18 protein-coding genes and 1 other RNA gene are annotated in these 22,774 nt (G+C 58.6%); 7 read left to right on the top strand and 12 right to left on the bottom strand.

Going from position 1 to position 22,774, the window contains the following annotated elements:
* Positions 1 to 14 precede the first annotated feature (14 nt).
* Positions 15 to 938 carry a LysR family transcriptional regulator gene (locus ACTJI7_RS02675; protein ID WP_440669647.1) on the top strand — a complete coding sequence of 308 codons (924 nt, stop codon included), beginning with the start codon at positions 15 to 17 and terminating at the stop codon, positions 936 to 938.
* Here the strand turns inward: ACTJI7_RS02675 and ACTJI7_RS02670 are convergent.
* From ACTJI7_RS02670 to ppsR, 8 genes are all read right to left on the bottom strand, one after another.
* On the bottom strand, positions 905 to 1,684 hold the full coding sequence (locus ACTJI7_RS02670) for a heme ABC transporter ATP-binding protein (protein WP_126345709.1): 780 nt from the start codon (positions 1,682 to 1,684) through the stop codon (positions 905 to 907). The genes ACTJI7_RS02675 and ACTJI7_RS02670 overlap by 34 nt on opposite strands.
* Positions 1,677 to 2,669, bottom strand: a complete 993-nt coding sequence (locus tag ACTJI7_RS02665) for a FecCD family ABC transporter permease (protein ID WP_045261574.1) — start codon at positions 2,667 to 2,669, stop codon at positions 1,677 to 1,679. The genes ACTJI7_RS02670 and ACTJI7_RS02665 overlap by 8 nt, the downstream gene beginning before the upstream one ends.
* Positions 2,669 to 3,490, bottom strand: coding sequence for a heme/hemin ABC transporter substrate-binding protein (locus ACTJI7_RS02660; protein ID WP_041910423.1), 822 nt, complete (start codon positions 3,488 to 3,490; stop codon positions 2,669 to 2,671). Before ACTJI7_RS02660 ends, ACTJI7_RS02665 begins: the two co-directional genes overlap by 1 nt.
* Complete coding sequence (locus ACTJI7_RS02655) at positions 3,487 to 4,515, bottom strand: hemin-degrading factor (RefSeq protein ID WP_440669644.1); 1,029 nt, start codon at positions 4,513 to 4,515, stop codon at positions 3,487 to 3,489. Before ACTJI7_RS02655 ends, ACTJI7_RS02660 begins: the two co-directional genes overlap by 4 nt.
* A 35-nt stretch (positions 4,516 to 4,550) precedes the next feature.
* Positions 4,551 to 6,533 carry a TonB-dependent hemoglobin/transferrin/lactoferrin family receptor gene (locus ACTJI7_RS02650; protein WP_063153863.1) on the bottom strand — a complete coding sequence of 661 codons (1,983 nt, stop codon included), beginning with the start codon at positions 6,531 to 6,533 and terminating at the stop codon, positions 4,551 to 4,553.
* 72 nt (positions 6,534 to 6,605) lie between these two features.
* Positions 6,606 to 6,794, bottom strand: coding sequence for a hemin uptake protein HemP (gene hemP / locus ACTJI7_RS02645; protein ID WP_193031202.1), 189 nt, complete (start codon positions 6,792 to 6,794; stop codon positions 6,606 to 6,608).
* A 212-nt stretch (positions 6,795 to 7,006) separates the two neighbouring features.
* The gene (aroH, locus tag ACTJI7_RS02640; protein ID WP_028012834.1) at positions 7,007 to 8,053 is read right to left on the bottom strand and encodes a 3-deoxy-7-phosphoheptulonate synthase AroH; all 1,047 of its coding nucleotides are present in this window, start codon (positions 8,051 to 8,053) and stop codon (positions 7,007 to 7,009) included.
* A gap of 152 nt (positions 8,054 to 8,205) precedes the next feature.
* Positions 8,206 to 9,039, bottom strand: coding sequence for a posphoenolpyruvate synthetase regulatory kinase/phosphorylase PpsR (gene ppsR, locus ACTJI7_RS02635; RefSeq protein ID WP_028012835.1), 834 nt, complete (start codon positions 9,037 to 9,039; stop codon positions 8,206 to 8,208).
* Positions 9,040 to 9,374: 335 nt separating this feature from the next.
* Between ppsR and ppsA the strand changes: the two genes are divergently transcribed.
* The 3 genes from ppsA (at position 9,375) to ACTJI7_RS02620 (ending at position 15,767) form a co-directional block, all read left to right on the top strand.
* Entirely contained in the window at positions 9,375 to 11,753 is a 2,379-nt protein-coding gene (gene ppsA, locus ACTJI7_RS02630) for a phosphoenolpyruvate synthase (protein WP_192978969.1), read from the top strand.
* 234 nt (positions 11,754 to 11,987) lie between these two features.
* Positions 11,988 to 13,388, top strand: a complete 1,401-nt coding sequence (locus tag ACTJI7_RS02625; protein ID WP_192978970.1) for an MFS transporter — start codon at positions 11,988 to 11,990, stop codon at positions 13,386 to 13,388.
* A 3-nt stretch (positions 13,389 to 13,391) separates the two neighbouring features.
* Complete coding sequence (locus tag ACTJI7_RS02620) at positions 13,392 to 15,767, top strand: glycoside hydrolase family 3 N-terminal domain-containing protein (RefSeq protein ID WP_440669641.1); 2,376 nt, start codon at positions 13,392 to 13,394, stop codon at positions 15,765 to 15,767.
* Between the two features lie 5 nt (positions 15,768 to 15,772).
* On the opposite strand, the gene rprA is transcribed toward ACTJI7_RS02620, so the two are convergent.
* Both rprA and ydiK read right to left on the bottom strand, forming a co-directional pair.
* Positions 15,773 to 15,880, bottom strand: an RNA gene (rprA, locus tag ACTJI7_RS02615) — antisense sRNA RprA.
* A 209-nt stretch (positions 15,881 to 16,089) separates the two neighbouring features.
* Entirely contained in the window at positions 16,090 to 17,205 is a 1,116-nt protein-coding gene (gene ydiK, locus ACTJI7_RS02610) for an AI-2E family transporter YdiK (protein ID WP_440669639.1), read from the bottom strand.
* Positions 17,206 to 17,403: 198 nt separating this feature from the next.
* Between ydiK and ydiJ the strand changes: the two genes are divergently transcribed.
* The 3 genes from ydiJ (at position 17,404) to ACTJI7_RS02595 (ending at position 21,147) form a co-directional block, all read left to right on the top strand.
* A complete protein-coding gene (ydiJ, locus tag ACTJI7_RS02605; protein ID WP_063153865.1) occupies positions 17,404 to 20,460 on the top strand; it encodes a D-2-hydroxyglutarate dehydrogenase YdiJ in 3,057 nt (1,018 codons plus the stop codon).
* Positions 20,457 to 20,867 carry a 1,4-dihydroxy-2-naphthoyl-CoA hydrolase gene (gene menI, locus ACTJI7_RS02600; protein ID WP_028012841.1) on the top strand — a complete coding sequence of 137 codons (411 nt, stop codon included), beginning with the start codon at positions 20,457 to 20,459 and terminating at the stop codon, positions 20,865 to 20,867. The genes ydiJ and menI overlap by 4 nt, the downstream gene beginning before the upstream one ends.
* An 85-nt stretch (positions 20,868 to 20,952) precedes the next feature.
* Positions 20,953 to 21,147 (top strand): YdiH family protein, encoded by a 195-nt coding sequence (locus ACTJI7_RS02595; RefSeq protein ID WP_003857766.1) that lies wholly within the window; start codon positions 20,953 to 20,955, stop codon positions 21,145 to 21,147.
* Between the two features lie 50 nt (positions 21,148 to 21,197).
* Here ACTJI7_RS02595 and ACTJI7_RS02590 read toward each other — a convergent pair whose 3' ends face one another.
* The gene (locus ACTJI7_RS02590) at positions 21,198 to 21,827 is read right to left on the bottom strand and encodes a helix-turn-helix domain-containing protein (RefSeq protein ID WP_150143549.1); all 630 of its coding nucleotides are present in this window, start codon (positions 21,825 to 21,827) and stop codon (positions 21,198 to 21,200) included.
* Between the two features lie 77 nt (positions 21,828 to 21,904).
* On the bottom strand, positions 21,905 to 22,564 hold the full coding sequence (locus ACTJI7_RS02585; RefSeq protein WP_063942603.1) for a winged helix-turn-helix transcriptional regulator: 660 nt from the start codon (positions 22,562 to 22,564) through the stop codon (positions 21,905 to 21,907).
* Positions 22,565 to 22,774: the final 210 nt, after the last annotated feature.

Here is a 22,774-nt window from a genome sequence, read left to right as displayed (position 1 = left end):
TAACAGGATGAAAAATGAGAATGAGTGTCAAACAGTTACGCGCGTTTTTAGCGGTAGCTCACACTCTCAATTTCGCGCACGCCAGCGAACGCTTAAATCTCTCCCAGCCGGCCCTGAGCCTGACGATTAAAAGTCTGGAAGACGCGCTCGGCGGCCCGCTGCTGCAGCGGAGCACGCGCAAGGTTGCCCTCACGCAGGAAGGGGAGACGTTTCTGCCGATGGCGCGGCAGCTGCTTGCCGACTGGGATAATGTGGAGGAGGCGATGCACCAGTGCTTTACCCTGCAGCGCGGCAAAATCTCGGTCGCGGCGATGCCGTCATTTGCCGCCAACGTTTTACCGGAGGTGCTCAAGGCGTTTCGCGATCGCCACGCCGGGATCAACGTCACCGTGCATGACGTCATTAACGAGCAGGTGATTGAGATGGTGCGGGAAGGGCGGGTTGAGATGGGGATCGCCTTTGAGCCGGCCCCCACGCACAACCTGCTGTTTACGCCGCTGGGGCTCGACAGGTTTGTCGCCATTGTGCCGAAGGACTCCGCGCTGGCGGGCAAAAAGCGGCTGGCCTGGGAAGAGCTACTGACGCTGGATTTTATTACCCTGCAGCGCCCGTCGGCGGTACGTCTGATGATGGAGGAGGAGCTGGCCCGAAGCGGCAGAAAGCTGGACGTGGCGCTGGAGAGTCATCAGCTGGTGACGGTAGGTCGCATGGTCGCCAGCGGGCTGGGCGGCAGTGCCGCACCGGCGCTCTGCGAAGCGCAGATGACGGCGCTGGGCGCGGTCTGTATACCGCTGGATAATCCGCCCATTGAAAAGTGCATCGGAGCAATCCATCCGGGGCACACGCAGCTCTCTAAAGCGGCGCATGCCCTGCTGGAAACGCTGAAGGATTTTTACCAGCCCGCTCACTGGGCGAGAAATACCTGCGGTACGGGGTGATCCGGATGGCTGCCGACGCGCACCTGTGCGCCGTACCAGCGCGCCAGCGTCCCGGCCTGCAGCACGTCCTCCGGTGTGCCACTGGAGACCAGCCTGCCGTTGTGCAACAGCAGAATGCGATCCGCCCACAGCGCCGCCAGATTGAGATCGTGCAGCACCACGCACACGTGGAGATGACCCCGACGGGTCAGGGATCTCATCAGGCGCAGCAGATGCTGCTGGTGGTAGAGATCCAGCGCGGAGGTGGGCTCATCAAGAAACAGCCAGCCGCGCGGGGCTCCGTCGCACCAGAGCTGGGCCAGCGCGCGGGCGAGCTGGATCCGCTGCTGCTCGCCGCCGGATAGCGTTGAATAGCGTCTGCCCGCCAGCGGTAGACAGCCCGTTATCGCCATCACTTCCTCAACTACCGACGCTTCAGGGGAGCGAGTCCAGGGTGCGCGTCCCATACCGACCACCGCGTCCACCGGCCAGTCGAATCCGGGCTGTGTATTCTGGCGCATCACCGCCCGGTAGCGCGCGAGAGTATCCGGCGGCCAGTCCGCAAGCGGCGTCCCGGCCAGAGTGCAGCGTCCGCTTGCTGGCTTGAGATAACCGGTAAGCAGCCGCAATAACGTCGATTTCCCGGCACCGTTCGGTCCAATCAGGGCGACCAGCTCACCCTGAGAGAGGGTAAGCGACACATCATCGATCAGCGTCCGCTGACCGGCGTGAAAGAAGATTTTCTCTGCACAATAGCGTTCAGCCATGCGTACCTCCGCGACGAAAGATAAGCCACAGGAACCACGGCGCGCCGAGAAGGCTGGTCAATAACCCGACGGGCATCTCCGCCGGAGAGACCAGGGTGCGCGCCAGCGTGTCGGCAACCAGCAGCAGCAGCGCACCGGCCAGCACCGAGCCGGGTACGACGGCCCGGTGGTCGGCCCCCAGCCACATGCGCATCAGGTGCGGCACCACAAGGCCAATAAAGCCGATCACGCCGCTGACGGCTACCGCCGCGGCAACCAGCAGGGCGCTGCACAGCAGCAGGATCCGCTGTACCATCGCGACATCCACCCCGAGATAGTGCGCCTCTTCATCGCCCAGCTGCAGCAGGTTGAGCGGGGCGGCCAGCCGCCAGATAATCAGCACCGCGGGCACCATCAGCGACGTTACCGCCAGCAGGGTGGACCACTGCGCCTGCCCGAGGCTGCCCATTCCCCAGAGGGAAAGCTGGCGAAGCTGGGCATCGTTGCTGAGCCATGAGAGCACCCCAACGGCCGCGCCGCACAGGGCGTTGATGGCGATCCCCACCAGCAGCAGGCGGGACAGGGAGCCGTGACGCTGCTGGCTGAGCAGGAAGATAATAACGGTTGCGGCCAGCGCGCCGAGGAACGCCGCGAGCATCGGGGCATACAGCATCAGCAGGGCAGGTAACGCGGCGGGAATGACCACCCACAGCGCCACCGCCAGCGCCGCGCCGCTGCTGATCCCCAGCAGACCCGGGTCTGCCAGCGGGTTGCGGAACAGCCCCTGCATCACACAGCCGGCCAGCGCCAGCGCTCCGCCAATCACCAGCGCCAGCAGTACGCGGGGCAGGCGAATGGTAAGCCAGATCTGACGCATGGCCTCATCGCTGCCGCTCCACAGCAGGCTGACCGGCAGGTGCAGTGCCCCAAACCCGGTCGCGGTGAGCGTCATGATGCTCAGGATCGCGGCCAGCATCCACAACGACAAGGCGATCCGCCGGGACATCAGGGCAGTTGCTCCGCTTTGGCGCGCAGCTGCTGGATGGCATCCGGCGTTCGCACGCTGAAGCCCAGCAGCGCCATATCATCAATCGCCAGCACCTGCCTGTTCCGTCCCGCCGGGGTTTGCGCCAGACCGGGCAGCTTCCACAGGTTTTCTTCGCCGCCCAGCGCGTTCACGCCGTCCTGCGAAATCACCACCAGATCGGGCTGGCTGGCAATGACCCCTTCCTGAGACAGCGGCTGATAGCGGGTGAATCCCTGCATCGCGTTCTGCAGCCCGGCTGCACGGATGGCAGCGTCTGCGCCGGTCTGCTGCCCGGCGGCCATTGCGGTCATTCCCCCGTGGTTGAGGATAAACAGCACCCGCTTGTTGAGGGGAGCGGAGGGCAGGGCCGCCAGCGCCTGACGCAGCGTGTGGCGCAGGGCTTCCCCCTCGGCTTCATGGTGCGTAGCGTTGGCAATCACCCGAACCTTTTCGTCAATGACGCTCAGGTCGTTGCGGCCGGGAACGGTTACTACCCTGACGTGACTTTGTTCGACCTGCTTCAACGCCAGAGACGGCTGCGCCTGGTCGCTGGCCAGCACCAGCGTGGGGCGCATGGACAAAATGCCTTCGGCGTTAAGCTGGCGTAAATATCCCACGTCAGGTAGATCGTTTGCCGCCTGCGGCCACTGACTGGTGCTGTCGCGCGCGACCAGCGAAGACTGCGCGCCAAGCGCGTAGACAATCTCCGTCACGTCGCCGCCAAGGGCGACAATTTTCTCCTGCGCGGCGGCAAACGCCACCAGAGGCAGGGCGCTCAGCAGGGCTAACCACGTTTTCATGCGGCCAGCCCTTTTGGCGTCAGGGCGTCAATCTGGCTGCGCCACTGGCTCTGCTCCGGCTCACCTTCGGTACGCTGGCCGTAAAGCTGGGCGATTTGCGTGCCGTCGGCGGCAAACAGCTCCAGGCTCGTGACGTGGCCGTCAGCCGTGGGCTTGCGCGTCACCCAGCTCTCTGCGATCGTCTCCTCCAGCAGATGCAGGGTAAAGGCAGGGTTAAAGACGTTCAGCCAGCCTTTCATCGGCACGACTTTTTCCACCGCGCCGGTGAATATCTGCACGCAGCCGCGGTTGCCGACGAAGACCAAGATTTCGTTGCCGTCCCGGCGTGCCGCTTCCAGCAGCTGTGCCAGCGCGCTGTTCTCCACCTTACAGGCCAGGTCGTCGCCCACCAGGCGAAACGCCTGCTGACGGCTGAGATTGTGGCGCTTGAGCAGGCTGAAGAACTGATGCACGTCGGTCATGGCGCGCCACTCCTTGTCCACGAGAGCGGCATCCGCGTTTTCGGCGTGAGCCGGGACATCCCCAGCGCTCAGTTCAAGCGGCGGGTTATCGGCAAAGATAAAGCGGGTCAGCACGTCGCCCCAGGCGGCGAGGTCGGTGTTGTCCGTGGTGTAGACCTTCAGCACCGCATCGCCCTGACGATCGAAGAACTGAATGCTCTGTCGCTCGCCGCGGGCGGTGGTTTCGCTGAGGTGAAACGCGCTCGCCCACTGGTTGAGGAACAGGCGCAGATCCAGCGCGCGCGGGTTCAGCACCAGCCCGGCGTGGCCGTTCAGGTGCTGGTTGGTGAAGCTGCCCACCTGCTCGTGAACGGCATACTCGTTGCGGCAGATGCACTTGGTTTCACCCACGGCCTCCAGCGCGCCCAGGATATCGCGGATTTCGCCGCGCAGTCGCCAGGCATCATGGCCCACGCGGGAAAAGGTCAGCTCCGCTTCGCTGATGTTCATTAACCCTGCGATGTCTCGCGCATACTTACCCGGATTTTCTTCTTTTAGCTCAAGCCAGCGTGCGTAGTGATGCATTGTCTTATCCTTCTGAAGAGTGGCCCCGAAGGGAATTACCACTGATAGCTTACGAAAATCTTGCCGTTACGACCGTCCTGCGGAATACCCTGCGGAGACCAGTACTCCTTATCGAAGGCGTTGCCGAGCACCAGCGTGGTGGTGACGCCCTTGAGCTGCTCCTGGCCCTTATAGCTGACGTAGAAATCGTTAACCGCATAGCCCGGCTGCTTGCTGTAGCTGCTGCTGACGTGGGTTGAGCGATCGGCAAAGGTGCCGATCCAGCCCACGGAGAAACCGCTTTGCGCCACCGGAACGTCCAGCTTGCTGGTGACGGTATCCGGGTTGATGCTGGAGATGTATTCCCCGGTATCGGTATCTTTCCCGCGGGTGCGGTTATAGGCCACGTCGAGGCTAAACAGATCGGCCGAGTATTTTGCCATCATGTCCCAGCCCCAGATTTTGGCGTTCGGAACGTTGTACGACATGGTGGTCGCGGCGGCAAAATCGACGGTTGTGGAGATATAGTCTTTGGCTTTGGTATCGAAATAGCTGGCCTTAAACTCCAGCGCGTCGTTGGTAAGCAGCAGATCGTCAAAGCGCAGGCCAAAACCAAACTCCTGCGTTTCGTTGGTTTCCGGGCGCAGGTTCGGGTTCGGCACCCAGTAGTTGGTGTAGAAGCGGCCAATGGAGAAGTGTTTGGCGTCGTTGTACATTTCGCCCATGGTCGGCGCGCGGAACGCCTGCGCGTAAGAGCCAAACAGCATCAGCCAGTCGGTCGGGCTGACGGTCAACCCGGCGCGGGAGGACCATTTATCGGCATCGACATCGTCGTAGCCATTGCTGCTGCCGCGGTAGTTGTCATACCGCGTGCCGCCCAGCAAGGTGATCGGCAGATCGCGAAGGGTGATTTCATCCTGCAGCCAGCCGGAGCTGAAGTCGATTTTCGCCTCCGGGAAGCCGGTCGTGGCCCCGCCCGGACGCTGCTCCTGACGATAATATTCTCCGCCGTAGGTCAGCAGGTGAGAGGCAAAAGAGTCGCTGAACAGGCGGGTACGGTTTTCCACCTTGCCGCCTTTGGTGGTCTGCTTGCGGAACTCGCCGGTGCTGTCGATGTTCTGGGCATTAATGCGCGCTTCGGACCAGTAAACCTTCGCATCGGCGTTCAGCCAGTCGTATCCTTCCGGCGCAATGTGGTAGCCAACCTGCGCATCGCGCTGGATGGTGGAGCGGTCGGTCATCGGGTTGCTGCTATTGGCATCAGAGGTTTGCGGGTTTTTCGGCTCCTGCGCGGCATTGTTGTAGTAGCGCAGGGCGCCGCTCAGGGTCTGGGCCTGGTCGATTTTCCAGCTGCCTTTCGCCAGCATGTTATTGATGGATTCGTCGTTCGGCGCCGTCGCACCGTCGCTCTGGCGGATATCGCCGCGGTCGCGGCTGGACCACGATACCAGGCCGTCCAGGGTATCGGTACGGCCATAGGCGCTGGCCCCCAGGCCGAGGCTGTGGTCCCCCGTTGCGCCGGTACCAAACACGCGATAACCGCTGTTTTTGCCCGGTTCCAGCAGATCTTTGGCGTCAACGGTGTCATAGGAGATGACGCCACCCAGCGCGCCGCTGCCGTAGAGCAGCGCAGACGGACCGCGCACCACTTCAATACGTTTAATCAGCGCCGGATCGAGGAACGTGCTGTTGAGGTGCCCGGTGTCGGTACCCTGGCGCACGCCGTCGACCAGCACCAGAACGCCGCGGCGGTCATAGCCGCGCAGGTTAACGTCCTGACCGTTGGTGCGGCCGGTGCCGTCCAGCGTCAGACCGGGCACGTTGCGCAGCAGGTCGGCGGCAGAGCTGGCGGTCTGTTTTTCCGGGGCGGTGGCGTCAACCACGCTCACCATCATCGGGGCTTCGAAAGCGCTACGGGCGTTGCCTGTGGCGGTGACGGTTATTTCATCTGCGGCAGCAAACGCGGCGCCCGGCAGGGTGCTGACAATCGCCAGCGCCAGAAGGGACGGGCGTAAACGTGCGGTATGCAGGTGTAGCATAGCAACTCTCCATAAAGTATCGAAAGCGCTGGCTGCCTGGGGATCACCTGGGTGGCTGGCGAAAGTTTTGGTTTATTTTGTGAGGATCAGTTTTCCGGCATTCGTCTGGCGCAGCAGATACTGCTGGCCGTCATGCTCGATAATCACCCGGCCCTCATCACCCAGCAGCGTTTTGCTGTCGATGCGACGATCGGTGGAAGCAGGGGATGGCGCTGTGTGTGTTTTTACTGGCGTTGCCGCGCTGTTATCGGTCGGTGACATAATGTTTATAAATAACAATCAATGTAACAATGATAATCATTATCAATAAACTGCAAATTCACGGCAAGCGTTTTTGTGAAAATTGTGTGACGGGATCAAATTCAGGGGGAGGCGATGCGGCCTGATGCCCTCACCCCAACCCTCTCCCACGGGGAGAGGAAGAAGGGCGCGAACCGTAGGTCGGGTAAGCGCAGCGCCACCCGACAATAACATCAGAAGCGAGAATCAACCGCAGCTGCCAGCTTCTCCAGCAGCAGCTCGCTGTCTTCCCAGCTCAGGCACGGGTCGGTGATCGACTGACCGTATACCATCTGCTGGCCGGCAACGATTTTCTGCGTGCCTTCTTTGATAAAGCTTTCGGCCATGATCCCGGCAACGGCGGTCGAGCCGCTGCGGATCTGCTGACAGACCTCATCGCAGACGTCAAGCTGGCGGCGATGCTGCTTCTGGCAGTTGCCGTGGCTGAAATCCACCACCAGATGTTCCGGCAGGTCGAATTCGGCCAGCGTTTCACAGGCGGCAGCGATGTCTTGTGCATGGTAATTAGGCTTCTTCCCGCCGCGCATAATGATATGCCCATACGGGTTACCGCTGGTCTGGTAGATGGTCATATGGCCGTTCTTGTCCGGCGACAGGAACATATGGCTGGCACGCGAGGCGCGGATCGCATCGACCGCAATCCGGGTGTTGCCGTCGGTTCCGTTTTTGAAGCCGACCGGACAGGAGAGGGCTGAGGCCATCTCGCGGTGGATTTGGCTTTCGGTAGTGCGCGCGCCAATCGCGCCCCAGCTGATCAGATCGGCGATAAACTGCCCGGTCACCATGTCGAGAAACTCGGTGGCCGTCGGCACGCCCAGCTCGTTGACCTGCAACAGCAGCTTGCGCGCCAGCTCGATGCCGTGGTTCACGCGATAGCTGCCGTTAAGGTCAGGGTCGGAAATCAGCCCCTTCCAGCCCACCACGGTACGCGGTTTTTCAAAGTAGGTGCGCATCACAATCTCAAGGCGATGCTGGTATTTTTCCCGCAGCCCCTGAAGTCGTTTTGCATAATCCATCGCGGCATCCAGATCGTGGATGGAGCAGGGCCCAATCACCACCAGAAGACGCTTGTCTTCACCATTGAGGATTTTTTCAATGCGGCGGCGGGAGGCCGTCACATGTTCCGCGACCGCGGCGGAAACGGGGTGCCGCTCGGCCAGTTCAGCCGGGGTGACCAGGCTGTCTATGCGCGCCGTGCGGAGTTCATCGGTTTTATTCATGACTTGTCTCAGAAAATTTTTGCTTCATCGGCAGACTACCGGGAAGTGATGGGCATCACATTAAACCAATCCCTGCTGATTTCAAGTTCGGGGCGACACCGCCCCGCTGTTGAAAAAGATGATACATGAATCTGAGCTAATGTACTAGCTTATTAGTACATGCGGCGGTTAAGCCCCATGATGTCGAGAATTTTGGTGGCGATCTCTTCTACCGAATAGTTCGTGCTGTTCAGCCACGGGATCTGGTTTTTGCGGTACAGCGCTTCCACTTCGGAAACCTCCATGCGGCACTGGCGCATCGAGGCGTAGCGGCTGTTCTCGCGGCGCTCTTCGCGGATCGCCGCGAGACGTTCCGGGTTAATCGTCAGGCCGAACAGCTTATGCTGCAGCGGCTTGAGCGCAGCGGGCAGCACCAGGTTATCCATATCGTCGGCAATAAAGGGGTAGTTTGCGGCGCGGATGCCGAACTGCATCGCCAGATAGAGGCTGGTCGGCGTTTTGCCGCAGCGCGACACGCCGAGCAAAATCACCTGCGCCTGGTCGAGGTTGCGCAGCGAGATCCCATCGTCGTGCGCCAGGGTGTAGTCGATGGCGGCAATACGCGCGTCATATTTGGTCAGGTTGCCGGGGTTCAGCCCGTGGGTGCGGTGCGCGATAGGCGTCGGGTCAAGCTTCAGTTCGCTCTGGAGCGGGGCCACCAGCGCCTGCACGATATCCTGGCAAAAGCCTTCACTTTGCAAAATGATGTGGCGAATCTCAGGAATAACGATGGAGTAGAACACCAGCGGGCGCACGCCGGTCTGCTGGAAGATGGCGTCAATCTGGTCTTTCACCGCTTTGGCACGGCTCTCATTTTCCACAAACGGCAGCGTGATGCTGTTAATCGAAACGGGGAATTGCGACATCACCGCGTGGCCCAGCACCTCGGCGGTGATCGCCGTACCATCAGAAATATAAAAAACGTGACGATCGACAGCATTATCCATTTTACTCACCCTGAATATCATACCTAATTGTCTGAAAGCATAAATTAAAAAAGTTAATTGCACAGCAAAGAAGTTATCTGAATTTAAAATGAAATGATGTTTTTGATTTTCCTGAAAAGCGGATTTCATTTTTCAAATAGCGACTTTATTTTTGTGGTTTCTGGCTGAATATAGAGGAATCATCAGCTTATTGGCTGGTGGGAAACTATCCGAAAAGTTGAAAATTTAAATTGCTTACACGATTCACCGTTTTTTTAGCGCAAATAATTATGCCAGTATAAATACGTAGTCAGGTGTTACTTACTCCGATCAAATATCACAAAAGGATTGTTTCGATGTCCAACAATGGCTCGTCACCGCTGGTGCTTTGGTATAACCAACTCGGCATGAATGATGTAGACAGAGTTGGGGGCAAAAATGCCTCCCTGGGTGAAATGATTACAAATCTGTCCGGTATGGGTGTCTCCGTACCAAACGGGTTTGCCACGACCGCCGACGCGTTTAACCTGTTTTTAGACCAGAGCGGTGTAAACCAGCGCATTTACGACCTGCTGGATAAAACGGATATTGATGACGTCACCGAGCTTGCCAAAGCCGGGGCGCAGATCCGCCAGTGGATCATCGACACACCTTTCCAGCCGGAACTGGAAAAAGCTATCCATGACGCGTACAACCAGCTCTCTGCTGACGACGCGCAGGCCTCCTTTGCCGTACGTTCTTCCGCGACCGCAGAAGACATGCCGGACGCGTCGTTTGCCGGACAGCAGGAAACCTTCCTGAACGTTCAGGGCTACGATGCGGTACTGGTGGCGGTGAAGCACGTATTTGCTTCCCTGTTCAACGACCGCGCCATCTCCTATCGCGTGCACCAAGGCTATGACCATCGCGGCGTGGCGCTCTCCGCGGGCGTGCAGCGCATGGTGCGCTCGGACGTGGGTTCCTCCGGCGTGATGTTCTCCATTGATACCGAATCCGGCTTCGACCAGGTGGTGTTCATCACCGCCGCGTGGGGCCTGGGTGAGATGGTCGTGCAGGGCGCGGTGAACCCTGACGAATTCTACGTACACAAGCCTACGCTTGCCGCGGGCCGTCCGGCGGTGGTGCGCCGCACCATGGGCTCGAAAAAAATCCGCATGATTTATGCCCCAACCCAGGAGCATGGCAAGCAGGTTAAGATTGAAGATGTGCCGCAGGAGCAGCGCGACCGCTTCTCCCTGACCGACGCCGAAGTGCAGGAGCTGGCGAAGCAGGCGGTGCAGATTGAGAAACACTATGGCCGTCCGATGGATATCGAATGGGCGAAAGACGGGAACACCGGCAAGCTGTTTATCGTTCAGGCGCGCCCGGAAACCGTTCGCTCTCGCGGCCAGGTGATGGAGCGTTATACGCTGCATGCACAGGGTAAAATCGTGGCGGAAGGCCGCGCCATCGGTCACCGCATCGGTGCCGGTCCGGTCAAAGTGATCCACGACATCAGCGAGATGAACCGTATTGAGCCAGGCGATGTGCTGGTTACCGACATGACCGACCCGGACTGGGAACCGATCATGAAGAAAGCGTCGGCCATCGTCACCAACCGCGGCGGCCGTACCTGCCACGCGGCGATCATTGCCCGCGAGCTGGGGATCCCGGCGGTTGTCGGCTGCGGTGACGCCACCGAGCGCATGAAGGACGGGCAGAACGTGACCGTCTCCTGTGCCGAAGGCGACACCGGCTACGTCTACGCCGATATCCTTGACTTCAGCGTGAAGAGCTCCAGCGTGGATACCATGCCGGATCTGCCGCTGAAGATCATGATGAACGTGGGTAACCCGGACCGCGCGTTTGACTTCGCCTGCCTGCCGAACGAAGGCGTTGGTCTGGCGCGTCTGGAATTCATCATTAACCGCATGATCGGCGTTCACCCGCGCGCGCTGCTGGAGTTTGACGACCAGGACGCGAAGCTGCAGAACGAAATCCGCGAGATGATGAAAGGCTACGACTCGCCGAAAGAGTTCTACGTCGGCCGTCTGACCGAAGGGATCGCCACGCTGGGCGCAGCGTTCTACCCGAAACGCGTGATCGTGCGTCTGTCTGACTTTAAGTCTAACGAATACGCTAACCTTGTGGGCGGCGAGCGCTACGAGCCGGAAGAAGAGAACCCGATGCTGGGCTTCCGCGGGGCCGGACGCTACGTGTCCGACAGCTTCCGCGACTGCTTCGCGCTGGAGTGCGAGGCGGTGAAACGCGTGCGCAACGACATGGGGCTGACCAACGTCGAAATCATGATCCCGTTCGTGCGTACCGTGGATCAGGCGAAAGCGGTGGTGGACGAGCTGGCGCGTCAGGGCCTGAAGCGCGGCGAAAACGGGCTGAAGATCATCATGATGTGTGAGATCCCGTCCAACGCCCTGCTGGCCGAGCAGTTCCTGGAGCACTTCGACGGCTTCTCTATCGGCTCGAACGACATGACTCAGCTGACGCTGGGCCTGGACCGCGACTCCGGCGTGGTTTCCGAGCTGTTCGACGAGCGTAACGAGGCGGTGAAAGCGCTGCTTTCCATGTCCATCCGCGCGGCGAAGAAGCAGGGTAAATACGTCGGGATTTGCGGTCAGGGTCCATCCGACCATGAAGACTTTGCCGCCTGGCTGATGGAAGAGGGGATTGACAGCCTCTCCCTGAACCCGGACACGGTAGTGCAAACCTGGCTGAGCCTGGCGGAACTGAACAAGTAACGGCAACACGATCGCAAAAAGGCGAGGATTTTATTCCTCGCCTTTTTTATTTCACCTCTAATTTGCTCCCCATCACAAATAATCTAAAAAACCAAATATCATAATTTGTCTGTTAATTAAGACAATTGTTAGTGCGCAACGCGTTGCTAATACTTGAGCCTTACTGCGCATTTCCCTTCAGATGATGCGCAACTGGTTGAAATACGTTTTAACCTGATAAAAAGGCAAATAACAATGACACTTTCCTCTGTATTGCGTACCAAAGATAAAATAGGTTATGGCTTAGGTGATATGGCCAGCGCGCTGGTCTGGCAAACGGCCACATTATTTCTTGCTTATTTCTATACCGACGTTTTTGGTTTGCCTGCCGCGATCATGGGTACCATGTTTTTAGTGGTGCGTGTGGTCGATGCGTTTGTCGACCCGTGTATTGGCGCGCTGGTTGACCGCACGCAGACGCGTCACGGCCGTTTCCGTCCCTGGCTGCTGTGGTTTGCTATTCCCTTTGGCGTAAGCTGCCTTATTACCTTCTACGTACCGGACGTCGGGCCGATGGCAAAAATTGTTTATGCCTGCGCGACCTACGCGATTTTAAGTCTGATTTACTCCGCCATTAACGTGCCTTACTGCGCCATGCCGGGCGCGCTGACGCTGGATCCGCGTGAGCGTCACTCCCTGCAATCCTGGCGTTTTGGCCTGTCATTTATTGGCGGGTTGATCGTAACGGTTATCGCTCTGCCGCTGGTCTCATTGTTGGGCCAGGGCAACGTGCAGAAAGGCTATTTCTTTGCCATGAGCCTGATGGGGCTGCTGGGAATTGTGCTGTTCTTTTGCTGTTTCCTGATGACCCGCGAGCGTTATTCCCCGCGCAATGATACCTCCGGCTCCATGCTCACCGATTTAAAACTGCTGGCCGGTAACAGCCAGTGGCGCATTGTGTTTGTGTTTAATATTTTGCTGTTAACGGCGGTGGTGACGCGCGGCTCTGCCACCATGTATTACGTCAACTATGTACTGTTGCGCCCGGAGCTGGTTTTTGCCTTTATTGTTTCTGGCATGGTGGCCTCGTTAAGCGGCGCGTTATTATCTGAACGCCTGCTGGGGAAATTTGACCGCGTGCGCGCTTATCAGTGGACGATAATGTCCTTCGTCATTTTCGGCGCGCTGATTTTCTTCCTGCCGCCTTCGCAGGTGTGGCTAATCTTTGGCCTTAACATCGTCTTTAGCTTTATTCAAAACCTCACCACGCCGCTCCAGTGGACCATGTTCTCTGATGTGGTCGACTACGAAGAGCATCGCAGCGGCCGCCGTCTGGACGGGCTGGTCTTCTCTACCGCGCTGTTCGCCATCAAGTTTGGCCTTGCGCTGGGTGGGGCAGTGGTCGGCTGGGTGCTCGGCATGGTGGATTACGCCCCAGGCCAGGCAGCCCAGGCGCCGCTCGTGCTCTCCACCATCAACGCGCTGTTCACCCTTATTCCGTGCGCGCTGTTCCTCTGCATGGTGGCGCTGCTTTCCATCTACAAGCTCAACAGCCGGCTGGTGGATTCCATCGCCCGGGAACTGGCCAGCAAGCGTGAGGTAAGACCCGACGCGGGGCAGCTCAGCCCGGCAACCCCTTCCGCACTACAGGAGTAAAATATGACTGCTATCTATAAGGACGCGGGACGTCCCGTGCACGAGCGCGTCGCTGATTTACTGGCGCGCATGACCCCCGAAGAGAAGTTCGCCCAGATGCACGCCTACTGGCTGATCCTTGATGAAAACGGCAACCACCGGGAGCGCAGCGATTTGAGCGACGAATTTGCTGGCGTCAGCGAGCAGGCGGCGCTGAGCGAACGGCTAAAACTGGGCGTCGGGCAGATCACCCGTCCGCTCGGCACCCACATCGTTGACGCGAAAACCGGGGTGCGCGCGGCTAACCGCCTGCAGCGCATGATGATGGAAGAGACGCGGCTTGGCATTCCGGCGTTATTCCACGAGGAGTGCCTGGTGGGGCTGCTGTGCAAAGACGCCACCCTGTTCCCGTCCTCGCTCAACTACGGCTCGACCTGGGACCCGGAGCTGGTGCAGCGCGCGGCAGAGCAGATCGGTAAAGAGGCGCGTTCCGTCGGTTGCCAGCAGGGGCTGGCTCCGGTGCTGGACGTTTCCCGCGACGTCCGCTGGGGGCGAACCGAAGAGACGTTCGGGGAAGATCCCTGGCTGGTGGGCGTGATGGCAACCGCCTGGGTGAAAGGGTTACAGGGCGACAAGCGCGATCTGCTGGCGACGCTCAAGCATTACGTGGGCCACTCGTTCAGCGAAGGGGCGCGCAACCACGCCCCGGTGCATCTTGGCTTTAGCGAGCTGAACGACACCTTCCTGCTGCCGTTTGAAATGGCGGTCAAGCTGGCAAATGCCGGTTCGGTCATGCCCGCCTACCACGACATCGATAACCAGCCGGGGCACAGCGACAGCTTCCTGTTGACCACCGTCCTGCGCGAACAGTGGGGCTTCGACGGCATTATTGTGGCGGACTACGGTGGCGTCAGCCTGCTGCACCAGCACCACGGGATTTCTCACGACGCAGCGGAGTCCGCCGCGCTGGCGTTTAACGCCGGGCTGGACGTTGAGCTGCCGAAAGATGACTGCGCACGCCATCTGGCGGAAGCGGTAGAGCGCGGGCTGATCTCTATGGCGAAAGTCGATGAGATCGTGGCGCGTACGCTGACCGAAAAATTCCGTCTCGGCCTGTTTGAGAACCCGTATGCCGATGAAAACGGCATCGATCTGCAAAATGAGATGACCCGCCAGGTGGCGCGGGAGGTGGCGACAAAATCGGTCACGCTGCTGGAAAACAACGGCATTCTGCCGCTGAACGGTAAACCCCGCGTGGCGGTGGTGGGGCCGACGGCAGACGATCCGCTGGCGTTACTCAGCGGGTATAGTTTCCCGGTGCATCTGATCATCAGCGATATGGTTGAGGAGACCTCGCAGGTGACGACCCCGCGCGCGGCGCTGGAGCAGTACCTGGGTGCATCGAACGTGCGCTACGCGAAAGGGTGCCACATTATCGAAAAACGGATGGCGGGTGCGCCGGTCTTCCCGGGCGACAGCGGCGGCAAGCCAATGCAGCAGTCTCCGGTGTCGCAAAGTACCGCACTTATCCCCGAGGCGGTCAGCGCCGCACAGGAGAGTGACGTGGTGGTGGCCTGCGTGGGCGATCTCGCCGGGCTGTTCCAGAGCGGCACGGTAGGGGAAGGCTCCGATACTGACTCCCTGAATTTGCCGGGCGTGCAGCAACAGCTGCTGGAGGCGCTGGTGGCGACGGGCAAACCGGTGATCGTCGTGATGACCGGCGGGCGTCCGTACAACCTTCAGGGGCTGGAGGAGAAGATTGCCGCGCTGATGATGGCCTGGGCGCCGGGACAGGAAGGGGGCTGGGCGATTGCCGATGTGTTAACTGGTCGCGCGGAGCCGCAGGGCCGGCTGGTGGTCAGCGTGCCGAAAAGCGCCGGGGCGATGCCGTTCTACTATAACCACAAGCTGAAAAGCGGCGGCACGCCGTTCGCGTTCCATTTCGGTGCGCGTTACCCGTTTGGTTTCGGCCTCGGCTGGACGCAGTTTAGCTGGGGCACTGCCCGCGTCGCTGAAAGCAGCGTGCCGGTCGACGGGGAGGTGACGCTGAGCGTGGATATCACCAATACCGGCGAGCGCAGCGGCAGCGAGGTGGTGCAGGTCTACGTGCGGGACAAGGTCGCCACCCAGGTGCGCCCGCTTCAGGAGCTTAAGGCCTTCCAGCGCGTCACGCTCTCGCCGGGCGAAACCGCCACGCTAACCTTCACGCTGCCGGTTGAGATGTTCAACTTCACCCGCCGTGACGGCAAGCGCGTCGTTGAGCCGGGCGAGTTTGAACTGCAGATTGGCGCATCGTCGGCGGATATCCACCAGGCGGTGACGGTCAATGTGACGGGGGAAACGCGGGTGCTGCCAGCAGAGTGGCGGATGCTCAGTGCCTGTGAGGTTAAGCGCGCGTAGTCAGGATAAAAAAAAGCCCATCGTGGGAGATGGGCAAAGACTACACACAGCAATTCGTTGTTTCACTCAGGGGATTTCCATGCTTATAAATCAAGGTGTTGATTTATAACCTTGAGCTAATAGTAGGCATGTCATCTTTCAGCGTCGATCGGATTCGTCTCAATAGTTAAAGAGACGTAAAGATTTCTTGAGAATAATAGCGGACTTAATGCTGAAATGGCGGGTCTGACCAGTGTGCAACGAATAAATACTTTAGCAGTGTTAAAGTATTGTGCGGGATAATGTAGGCCGGGTAAGCGCAAGCGCCACCCGGCAACAAGGCTTAATGGGTATTCTTTTCTTCCAGCTCTTCCAGCTCGCTCAGAATCACGTCCGAGGCGGTTCCAGGCGGCGGCACTTCATGAACCCAGGCGGAGAACAGACGCCAGGTAACGGCGAGCAGCACCGGGCCAATGAACAGACCGATCATCCCGAAAGCAATCAACCCGCCGATAACCCCGGAGAGGATCAGGATCAGCGGCAGGTCTGCGCCCATGCGGATGAGGATGGGGCGAATCACGTTATCCATGGTGCCAACCACGCAGCTCCAGACCAGAAGAACCGTTCCCCACGTGGTATCACCCGTCCAGTAAAGCCAGATAATGCTCGGAACCAGCACCAGCAGCGGCCCCAGTTGCGCAAGGCAGGTCATCAGCATGACTACGGTAAAGACGGTGGCGTACGGTACGCCGGAAATCGCCAGGCCGATACCGCCCAGCACCGCCTGCACCAGCGCCGTCACCACGACGCCCAGGGCGACCGCGCGCACGGCCTGCGCGGCCAGCAGCACCGCGGCGTCACCCCGTTTTCCCGCCAGGCGGATGGCAAAGTGACGAACGCCTAAAGCCACCTGCTCACCGCGCCAGTAAAGCAGGGCGCTGAAGACCAGCATCAGGGTACAGTGCATCATAAAGCGGCCGATATGTGCGGCCTGACCGACAAACCAGGTGGTGGTGGTGCCAATATACGGACGTACTTTCGCCATCAGCGCGCTGCCGCCCATCTCCAGCAGGCTATGCCAGCCGCTGTAAAGTTTAGCGCCCACGACCGGAATGCTGTTCAGCCAGCCGAGGTCCGGCAGCGTCAGGTCGCCGCTTGTCACGGCGCGGATCACCGGGCCGCTGGAGTCGACAAGGCTGTTTACCAGCAGCGCAATTGGAATAATAAACAGCAGGAACAGCAGCAGCGTCATCACCAGCACGGCCAGCCCGCGGCGGCCAAACAGCAGTTTCTGCAAGCGCAGCAGCAAAGGCCACGTGGCGACGACAACGGTCGCAGCCCAGGCGAAGCCGAGAATAAAGGGTTGAACAATCCACAGACACGCAATAATCATGAGGGCCAGGAACAGCACCGACAGCAGAATTTGCGCAACATCCCTGGGCTGGCGAAGATTGACCATAAATGAAACTTTCCTTAAAAGAACGCCAGTACCACTGGCGGGAATGGAAAACCGCGTCTCTCTTATCATTAGCGATCGCAGCGGTTTTTGACAGGCGAATTCTGCCTGTAATTCAGCAGAGATTATAAGAAAAAAATGTGATAAAACTTTTAAGATACACGCAAACGATTCCCACAACTCTAATTAGGGTCGACAGTAATGATCCCACAGATTTCTCAGGCACCTGGCGTCGTTCAGCTGGTGCTTAATTTTTTGCAGGCACTGGAGCAACAGGGTTTTACAGGTGATACCGCCACGAACTATGCCGACAGGCTGACGATGGCAACCGATAACAGTATCTACCAGCTTCTTCCCGATGCGGTCGTTTTCCCTCGTTCCACGGCCGACGTGGCGCTTATCGCCCGGCTGGCAACGCAGGAGCGGTTTGCCTCTCTGGTCTTCACGCCGCGCGGCGGTGGCACCGGAACTAACGGTCAGGCGCTGAACCAGGGCATCATTATTGATATGTCGCGCTATATGAACCGCATCATTGAGATCAACCCCGAAGAGGGATGGGTGCGGGTTGAGGCGGGCGTTATCAAAGATCAGCTTAATCAGTACCTCAAGCCTTACGGCTACTTTTTTGCCCCTGAACTCTCCACCAGCAACCGCGCAACCATTGGGGGGATGATCAACACCGATGCCTCCGGGCAGGGGTCGCTGGTCTACGGTAAAACCTCCGATCACGTGCTGGGCGTGCGGGCAGTATTGTTAGGCGGCGATATCCTTGATACCCAGCCGATGCCGGTCGAACTGGCGGAAACGCTGGGTAAAGATAACACCGCCAGCGGGCGCATCTACCGCACCGTGCTGGAGCGCTGCCGCGACAACCGCCAGCTTATTCTCGACAAATTCCCTAAACTGAACCGCTTCTTAACGGGCTACGACCTGCGCCACGTGTTTAACGATGACCTGACGCAGTTTGATTTAACCCGCGTGCTGACCGGCTCCGAAGGAACGCTGGCGTTTATTACCGAGGCGCGGCTGGATATCACCCGCCTGCCGAAGGTGCGTCGCCTGGTGAACGTCAAATATGACTCCTTCGACTCCGCGCTGCGCAATGCGCCGTTTATGGTGGAAGCGCAGGCGCTGTCGGTGGAAACCGTCGACTCTAAGGTGCTGAATCTGGCGCGGGAAGATATCGTCTGGCACTCCGTGCGCGAGCTGATTACCGACGTGCCGGACAAAGAGATGCTTGGCCTCAACATCGTGGAATTTGCCGGTGATGACGCGGAGCTGATTGAAAGCCAGGTGACGACGCTCTGCCAGCGCCTGGATGAGCTGATTGCTCATGGCGAAGGCGGCGTGATTGGCTGGCAGCTTTGTCACGATCTGGCTGGTATCGAGCGTATTTACGCCATGCGTAAAAAAGCCGTGGGCCTGCTTGGCAATGCGAAAGGGGCGGCGAAGCCGATTCCGTTTGCCGAAGACACCTGCGTGCCGCCCGAGCATCTGGCGGATTATATCGTGGAGTTTCGCGCCCTGCTGGACGGCCACGGCCTGAGCTATGGCATGTTCGGCCACGTGGATGCCGGGGTGCTTCACGTGCGTCCGGCGCTGGACATGTGCGACCCGCAGCAGGAGATCCTGATGAAGCAGATCTCCGACGACGTCGTTGCCTTGACCGCCAAATACGGCGGTCTGCTGTGGGGGGAGCACGGGAAAGGGTTCCGCGCGGAATACAGCCCGGCGTTCTTCGGGGAGCAGCTTTACGCGGAGCTGCGCAAGGTCAAAGCGGCGTTCGACCCGGATAACCGCCTCAATCCGGGGAAAATCTGCCCGCCTGAAGGGGTGGACGCGCCGATGCTCCAGGTGGATGCCGTTAAGCGCGGTACGTATGACAGACAGATCCCGATTGCGGTGCGCTCGTCCTGGCGCGGCGCGATGGAGTGTAACGGCAACGGCCTGTGCTTTAACTTTGACGTGAAAAGCCCGATGTGCCCGTCAATGAAAATCACCAGCAACCGCATTCACTCGCCGAAAGGGCGTGCGACGCTGGTGCGCGAGTGGCTGCGTCTGCTGGCGGACCGTGACGTCGATCCCCTGAAGCTGGAGCAGGAGCTGCCGGAAAAACGGGCCAGCCTGCGCTCGCTGATTGAGCGCACCCGCAACAGCTGGCATGCCAATAAGGGCGAGTATGATTTCTCCCATGAGGTGAAAGAGGCGATGTCCGGCTGTCTGGCCTGTAAAGCCTGCTCTACCCAGTGCCCGATTAAAATCGACGTGCCGGAATTCCGCTCGCGCTTCCTGCAGCTCTACCACACCCGCTATCTGCGCCCGGTGCGCGATCATCTGGTGGCGACGGTGGAAAGCTACGCGCCGCTGATGGCGCGCGCGCCGAAGACCTTCAACTTCTTTATCAATCAGCCGCTGGTGCGCAAGCTTTCCGAAAAGCATATCGGCATGGTCGATCTGCCGCTGCTGTCGGTGCCGTCGCTGCAGCGCCAGCTCGTCGGCCACCGCTCGGCGAACATGACCCTGGAACAGCTTGAAGCGCTTACTCCTGAGCAAAAAGCGAAGGTGGTGCTGGTGGTCCAGGATCCGTTCACCAGCTACTACGACGCGCAGGTGGTCGCTGACTTCATCCGCCTGGTTGAAAAACTGGGCTATCAGCCTGTAGTGCTGCCGTTCTCGCCAAACGGCAAGGCGCAGCACATTAAAGGCTTCCTGAACCGCTTTGCGAAAACGGCGCAAAAAACCGCTGATTTTCTCAACCGGATCGCCGAACTTGGGATGCCGATGGTCGGCGTCGATCCGGCGCTGGTGCTTTGCTATCGCGATGAATACAAGCAGACGCTGGGTGATAAGCGCGGCGATTTCCACGTCATGCTGGTGCACGAGTGGCTGCCGGCAGCCCTGGAAGAGAAGGCCATTCAGGAGGCTGGCGGTGAACCGTGGTATCTGTTCGGACACTGTACGGAAGTGACGGCGCTGCCCGGCGCCCCGGCGCAATGGGCGTCTATTTTTGCGCGTTTCGGCGCGAAGCTGGAGAGCGTCAGCGTGGGCTGCTGCGGTATGGCGGGCACCTACGGCCACGAGGTGAAAAACCACGCCAACTCGCTCGGCATCTATGAGCTGTCGTGGCATCAGGCGATGCAGCGATTGCCAAGAAACCGCTGCCTGGCGACGGGCTACTCCTGCCGCAGCCAGGTGAAACGGGTTGAGGGTAACGGCGTACGCCACCCATTACAGGCTTTACTGGAGATAATTGGATGATCTGGAAACGTGCCGTCACGCTGCAGGCGCTAAACGCCATGGGCGAGGGGAATATGGTGGGGCTGCTGGATATCCAGTTCACCCGCATTGGGGAAGACGATCTGGAGGCGACGATGCCTGTCGATAGTCGCACCCATCAGCCGTTTGGCCTGTTGCACGGCGGGGCTTCCGTCGTGCTGGCGGAAACCCTGGGCTCCGTCGCGGGATATCTCTGCACCGAAGGCGAACAGAAGGTGGTCGGGCTTGAGGTGAATGCCAACCACATTCGCTCGGTGCGCAGCGGGCGCGTGCGCGGTATCTGCCGCGCGCTGCACGCTGGCAGCCGCCACCAGGTGTGGCAGATTGATATTCTCGACGAGCAGGATCGCCTGTGCTGCTCGTCGCGTCTGACGACGGCGGTCGTGTAAAGTTTTCAGATGAATTGCCTTTGGTCAAAAACTAGCCAGCGTGTTGTGATATACTGGTCAGGATTTGTACATAAGCGAGGACATCATGGATACTGAAATAACCCCAACACAGCTGGCAATTGAATATTTACGTCGCGATAAGAGCAACCTGTCTCCGGCGCAGTACCTGAAAAAGCTGAAACAGCTTGAACTGGAGTTCACGGATCTGCTGGCGCTCTCTTCGAATGAACTGAAAGAAGAGATCTACTTTGCCTGGCGGTTGGGCGTTCACGTCCATTGAGTGAGTGTTGTTGAACAGGCCGCGAGTGCGGCCTTTTTTGTGTCTGACATTCAGTATTTAGCGGGGAGCTTGTTGATTTTAATAAGCCTGCCTTCTTCCATTTCGATAAATCCGCCGGTTTTTAAATCCGCCAGAATGCGCATTACGCCGCTGCGGGAGAGCTGGGTTTTCTCCCGAATATACCTTTCCGCCGTTACGCTGCTGCGATAACTTTCATCTTCCTCCATCAGCTTTATGAGCTGCTGGCGAATCATCTCATACGCCGTCGGTGCGCCCTGCGGCATCACGTTGTTATAAAGCCGGCTATAGACAAACATCAGTTGTTTCGAGAGCAGGCCCCATAGCCCTTTTTCTTTGATAATGTCAGCCACCTGTTCAGTAGGGATACTGCCAATCAGGCAAGGGCTCACCGTGACGAGGTAATCATTGAAATAGATGTCCGTCAGGTTAGCAAGACCAAACAGGGCAGGGCTGCGGGCGGTAGAAAGCATCATGCTATCGCTGCTGCGGTATATGGCAATCGTCCCCTCCAGGATTAAATAACAGAGCCCCTGACCGTTCACCTCAAGGTTAAGTCGTTCACCGCGGCCCGTTCGACGCACGGTGCAATAAGGCTCCAGATGCGCGATCAGTTCCTGGGCGTAAGGGGAGCCGCGAGACGATTTATCTGTAGAGGACATAGCCGTAAACCTGGAAGATAATCTTATGCTTATAGTTTCGCTCTTCTCTCGCGCTATCTCCAGATATTATTGTGCTTTCAGTACTTCCGGGGTAAATGGTTAACTTCTATCAGCACGCCACGGTCCATGGTGATGTATTTCCCCGTACGCAGTTCTGCCAGAATCCGCATAATTCCGCTGCGGGAAAGGTAGGTACGGCTTTTAATGTAAGCCGCTGCGGTGATGTTTTGTCGAATTGCCTCAGGCTCCTGCATTAATTCAACCAGCTGAAAGCGGATGATATCGTAGGCGGACATCTGTGATATTTGCGCGCAGTGCTCGTACACCCGCGATGCCGTGTAGATCAGCAATTTAGAAAAGTGTTCCCAGAGATCGTGCTGTGCAACCACGTTGTTAAACGTTTCCAGCGGTACGCTTGCTAATTCGGATGTCTCCAGGGCCCTGACGTAAAGATGTTCCGATGAAAACTGACTGCTGACACCCAGTATAAAAGGCGCTGATTCTGAATTTAACACAATGCCGTCGCCGCGGCGGTGCAGCGCCACGCTGCCGTGTAACAGCATAAAACATTGGCGTTCGTCATTTCGGTAATATTGTACGACTTCGCTTTTCGAAAGAATGATTTTCTCTGCGCCAGGAAGGACATTATCAATTAAACGCTCAATGTGCCTTAGGGGTTTTAATCCCAACACTGACGATTTCTCATTGTCTAATACGGCTGCAATTCGCGTGTTCATAATATACCTCACTTCAACAGATGCGATCGTTATTCAATCAGCGTGGAGAATTATCTTAAAAAGCAGCGAAGCAGGGAATAATACTCGGAAGTCTAATAATAGACCGGAAGGGTTGAGCATCTTAACGTTATGAATTTTATCGTTAAACGGTGAAAGTCTAAAAGTAGACTGGCGATAAAGTGAACGATTCAAATGTTTATTTTTTGTTAA

Source organism: Enterobacter sp. 22499 (assembly GCF_052044815.1).
Classification (GTDB): domain Bacteria; phylum Pseudomonadota; class Gammaproteobacteria; order Enterobacterales; family Enterobacteriaceae; genus Enterobacter; species Enterobacter bugandensis.
The sequence above is the reverse complement of the archived record's forward strand: the minus strand, read 5'-3'. Positions and strand labels throughout refer to the sequence as shown.

What these genes read in the sequence shown, in the direction of transcription:
- ACTJI7_RS02675 (WP_440669647.1), top strand. Translation starts at nt 15, where the DNA reads ATGAGAATGAGTGTCAAACAGTTACGCGCGTTTTTAGCGGTAGCTCAC.
- ACTJI7_RS02670 (WP_126345709.1), bottom strand. Translation starts at nt 1,684, where the DNA reads ATGGCTGAACGCTATTGTGCAGAGAAAATCTTCTTTCACGCCGGTCAG.
- ACTJI7_RS02665 (WP_045261574.1), bottom strand. Translation starts at nt 2,669, where the DNA reads ATGTCCCGGCGGATCGCCTTGTCGTTGTGGATGCTGGCCGCGATCCTG.
- ACTJI7_RS02660 (WP_041910423.1), bottom strand. Translation starts at nt 3,490, where the DNA reads ATGAAAACGTGGTTAGCCCTGCTGAGCGCCCTGCCTCTGGTGGCGTTT.
- ACTJI7_RS02655 (WP_440669644.1), bottom strand. Translation starts at nt 4,515, where the DNA reads ATGCATCACTACGCACGCTGGCTTGAGCTAAAAGAAGAAAATCCGGGT.
- ACTJI7_RS02650 (WP_063153863.1), bottom strand. Translation starts at nt 6,533, where the DNA reads ATGCTACACCTGCATACCGCACGTTTACGCCCGTCCCTTCTGGCGCTG.
- hemP (WP_193031202.1), bottom strand. Translation starts at nt 6,794, where the DNA reads ATGTCACCGACCGATAACAGCGCGGCAACGCCAGTAAAAACACACACA.
- aroH (WP_028012834.1), bottom strand. Translation starts at nt 8,053, where the DNA reads ATGAATAAAACCGATGAACTCCGCACGGCGCGCATAGACAGCCTGGTC.
- ppsR (WP_028012835.1), bottom strand. Translation starts at nt 9,039, where the DNA reads ATGGATAATGCTGTCGATCGTCACGTTTTTTATATTTCTGATGGTACG.
- ppsA (WP_192978969.1), top strand. Translation starts at nt 9,375, where the DNA reads ATGTCCAACAATGGCTCGTCACCGCTGGTGCTTTGGTATAACCAACTC.
- ACTJI7_RS02625 (WP_192978970.1), top strand. Translation starts at nt 11,988, where the DNA reads ATGACACTTTCCTCTGTATTGCGTACCAAAGATAAAATAGGTTATGGC.
- ACTJI7_RS02620 (WP_440669641.1), top strand. Translation starts at nt 13,392, where the DNA reads ATGACTGCTATCTATAAGGACGCGGGACGTCCCGTGCACGAGCGCGTC.
- ydiK (WP_440669639.1), bottom strand. Translation starts at nt 17,205, where the DNA reads ATGGTCAATCTTCGCCAGCCCAGGGATGTTGCGCAAATTCTGCTGTCG.
- ydiJ (WP_063153865.1), top strand. Translation starts at nt 17,404, where the DNA reads ATGATCCCACAGATTTCTCAGGCACCTGGCGTCGTTCAGCTGGTGCTT.
- menI (WP_028012841.1), top strand. Translation starts at nt 20,457, where the DNA reads ATGATCTGGAAACGTGCCGTCACGCTGCAGGCGCTAAACGCCATGGGC.
- ACTJI7_RS02595 (WP_003857766.1), top strand. Translation starts at nt 20,953, where the DNA reads ATGGATACTGAAATAACCCCAACACAGCTGGCAATTGAATATTTACGT.
- ACTJI7_RS02590 (WP_150143549.1), bottom strand. Translation starts at nt 21,827, where the DNA reads ATGTCCTCTACAGATAAATCGTCTCGCGGCTCCCCTTACGCCCAGGAA.
- ACTJI7_RS02585 (WP_063942603.1), bottom strand. Translation starts at nt 22,564, where the DNA reads ATGAACACGCGAATTGCAGCCGTATTAGACAATGAGAAATCGTCAGTG.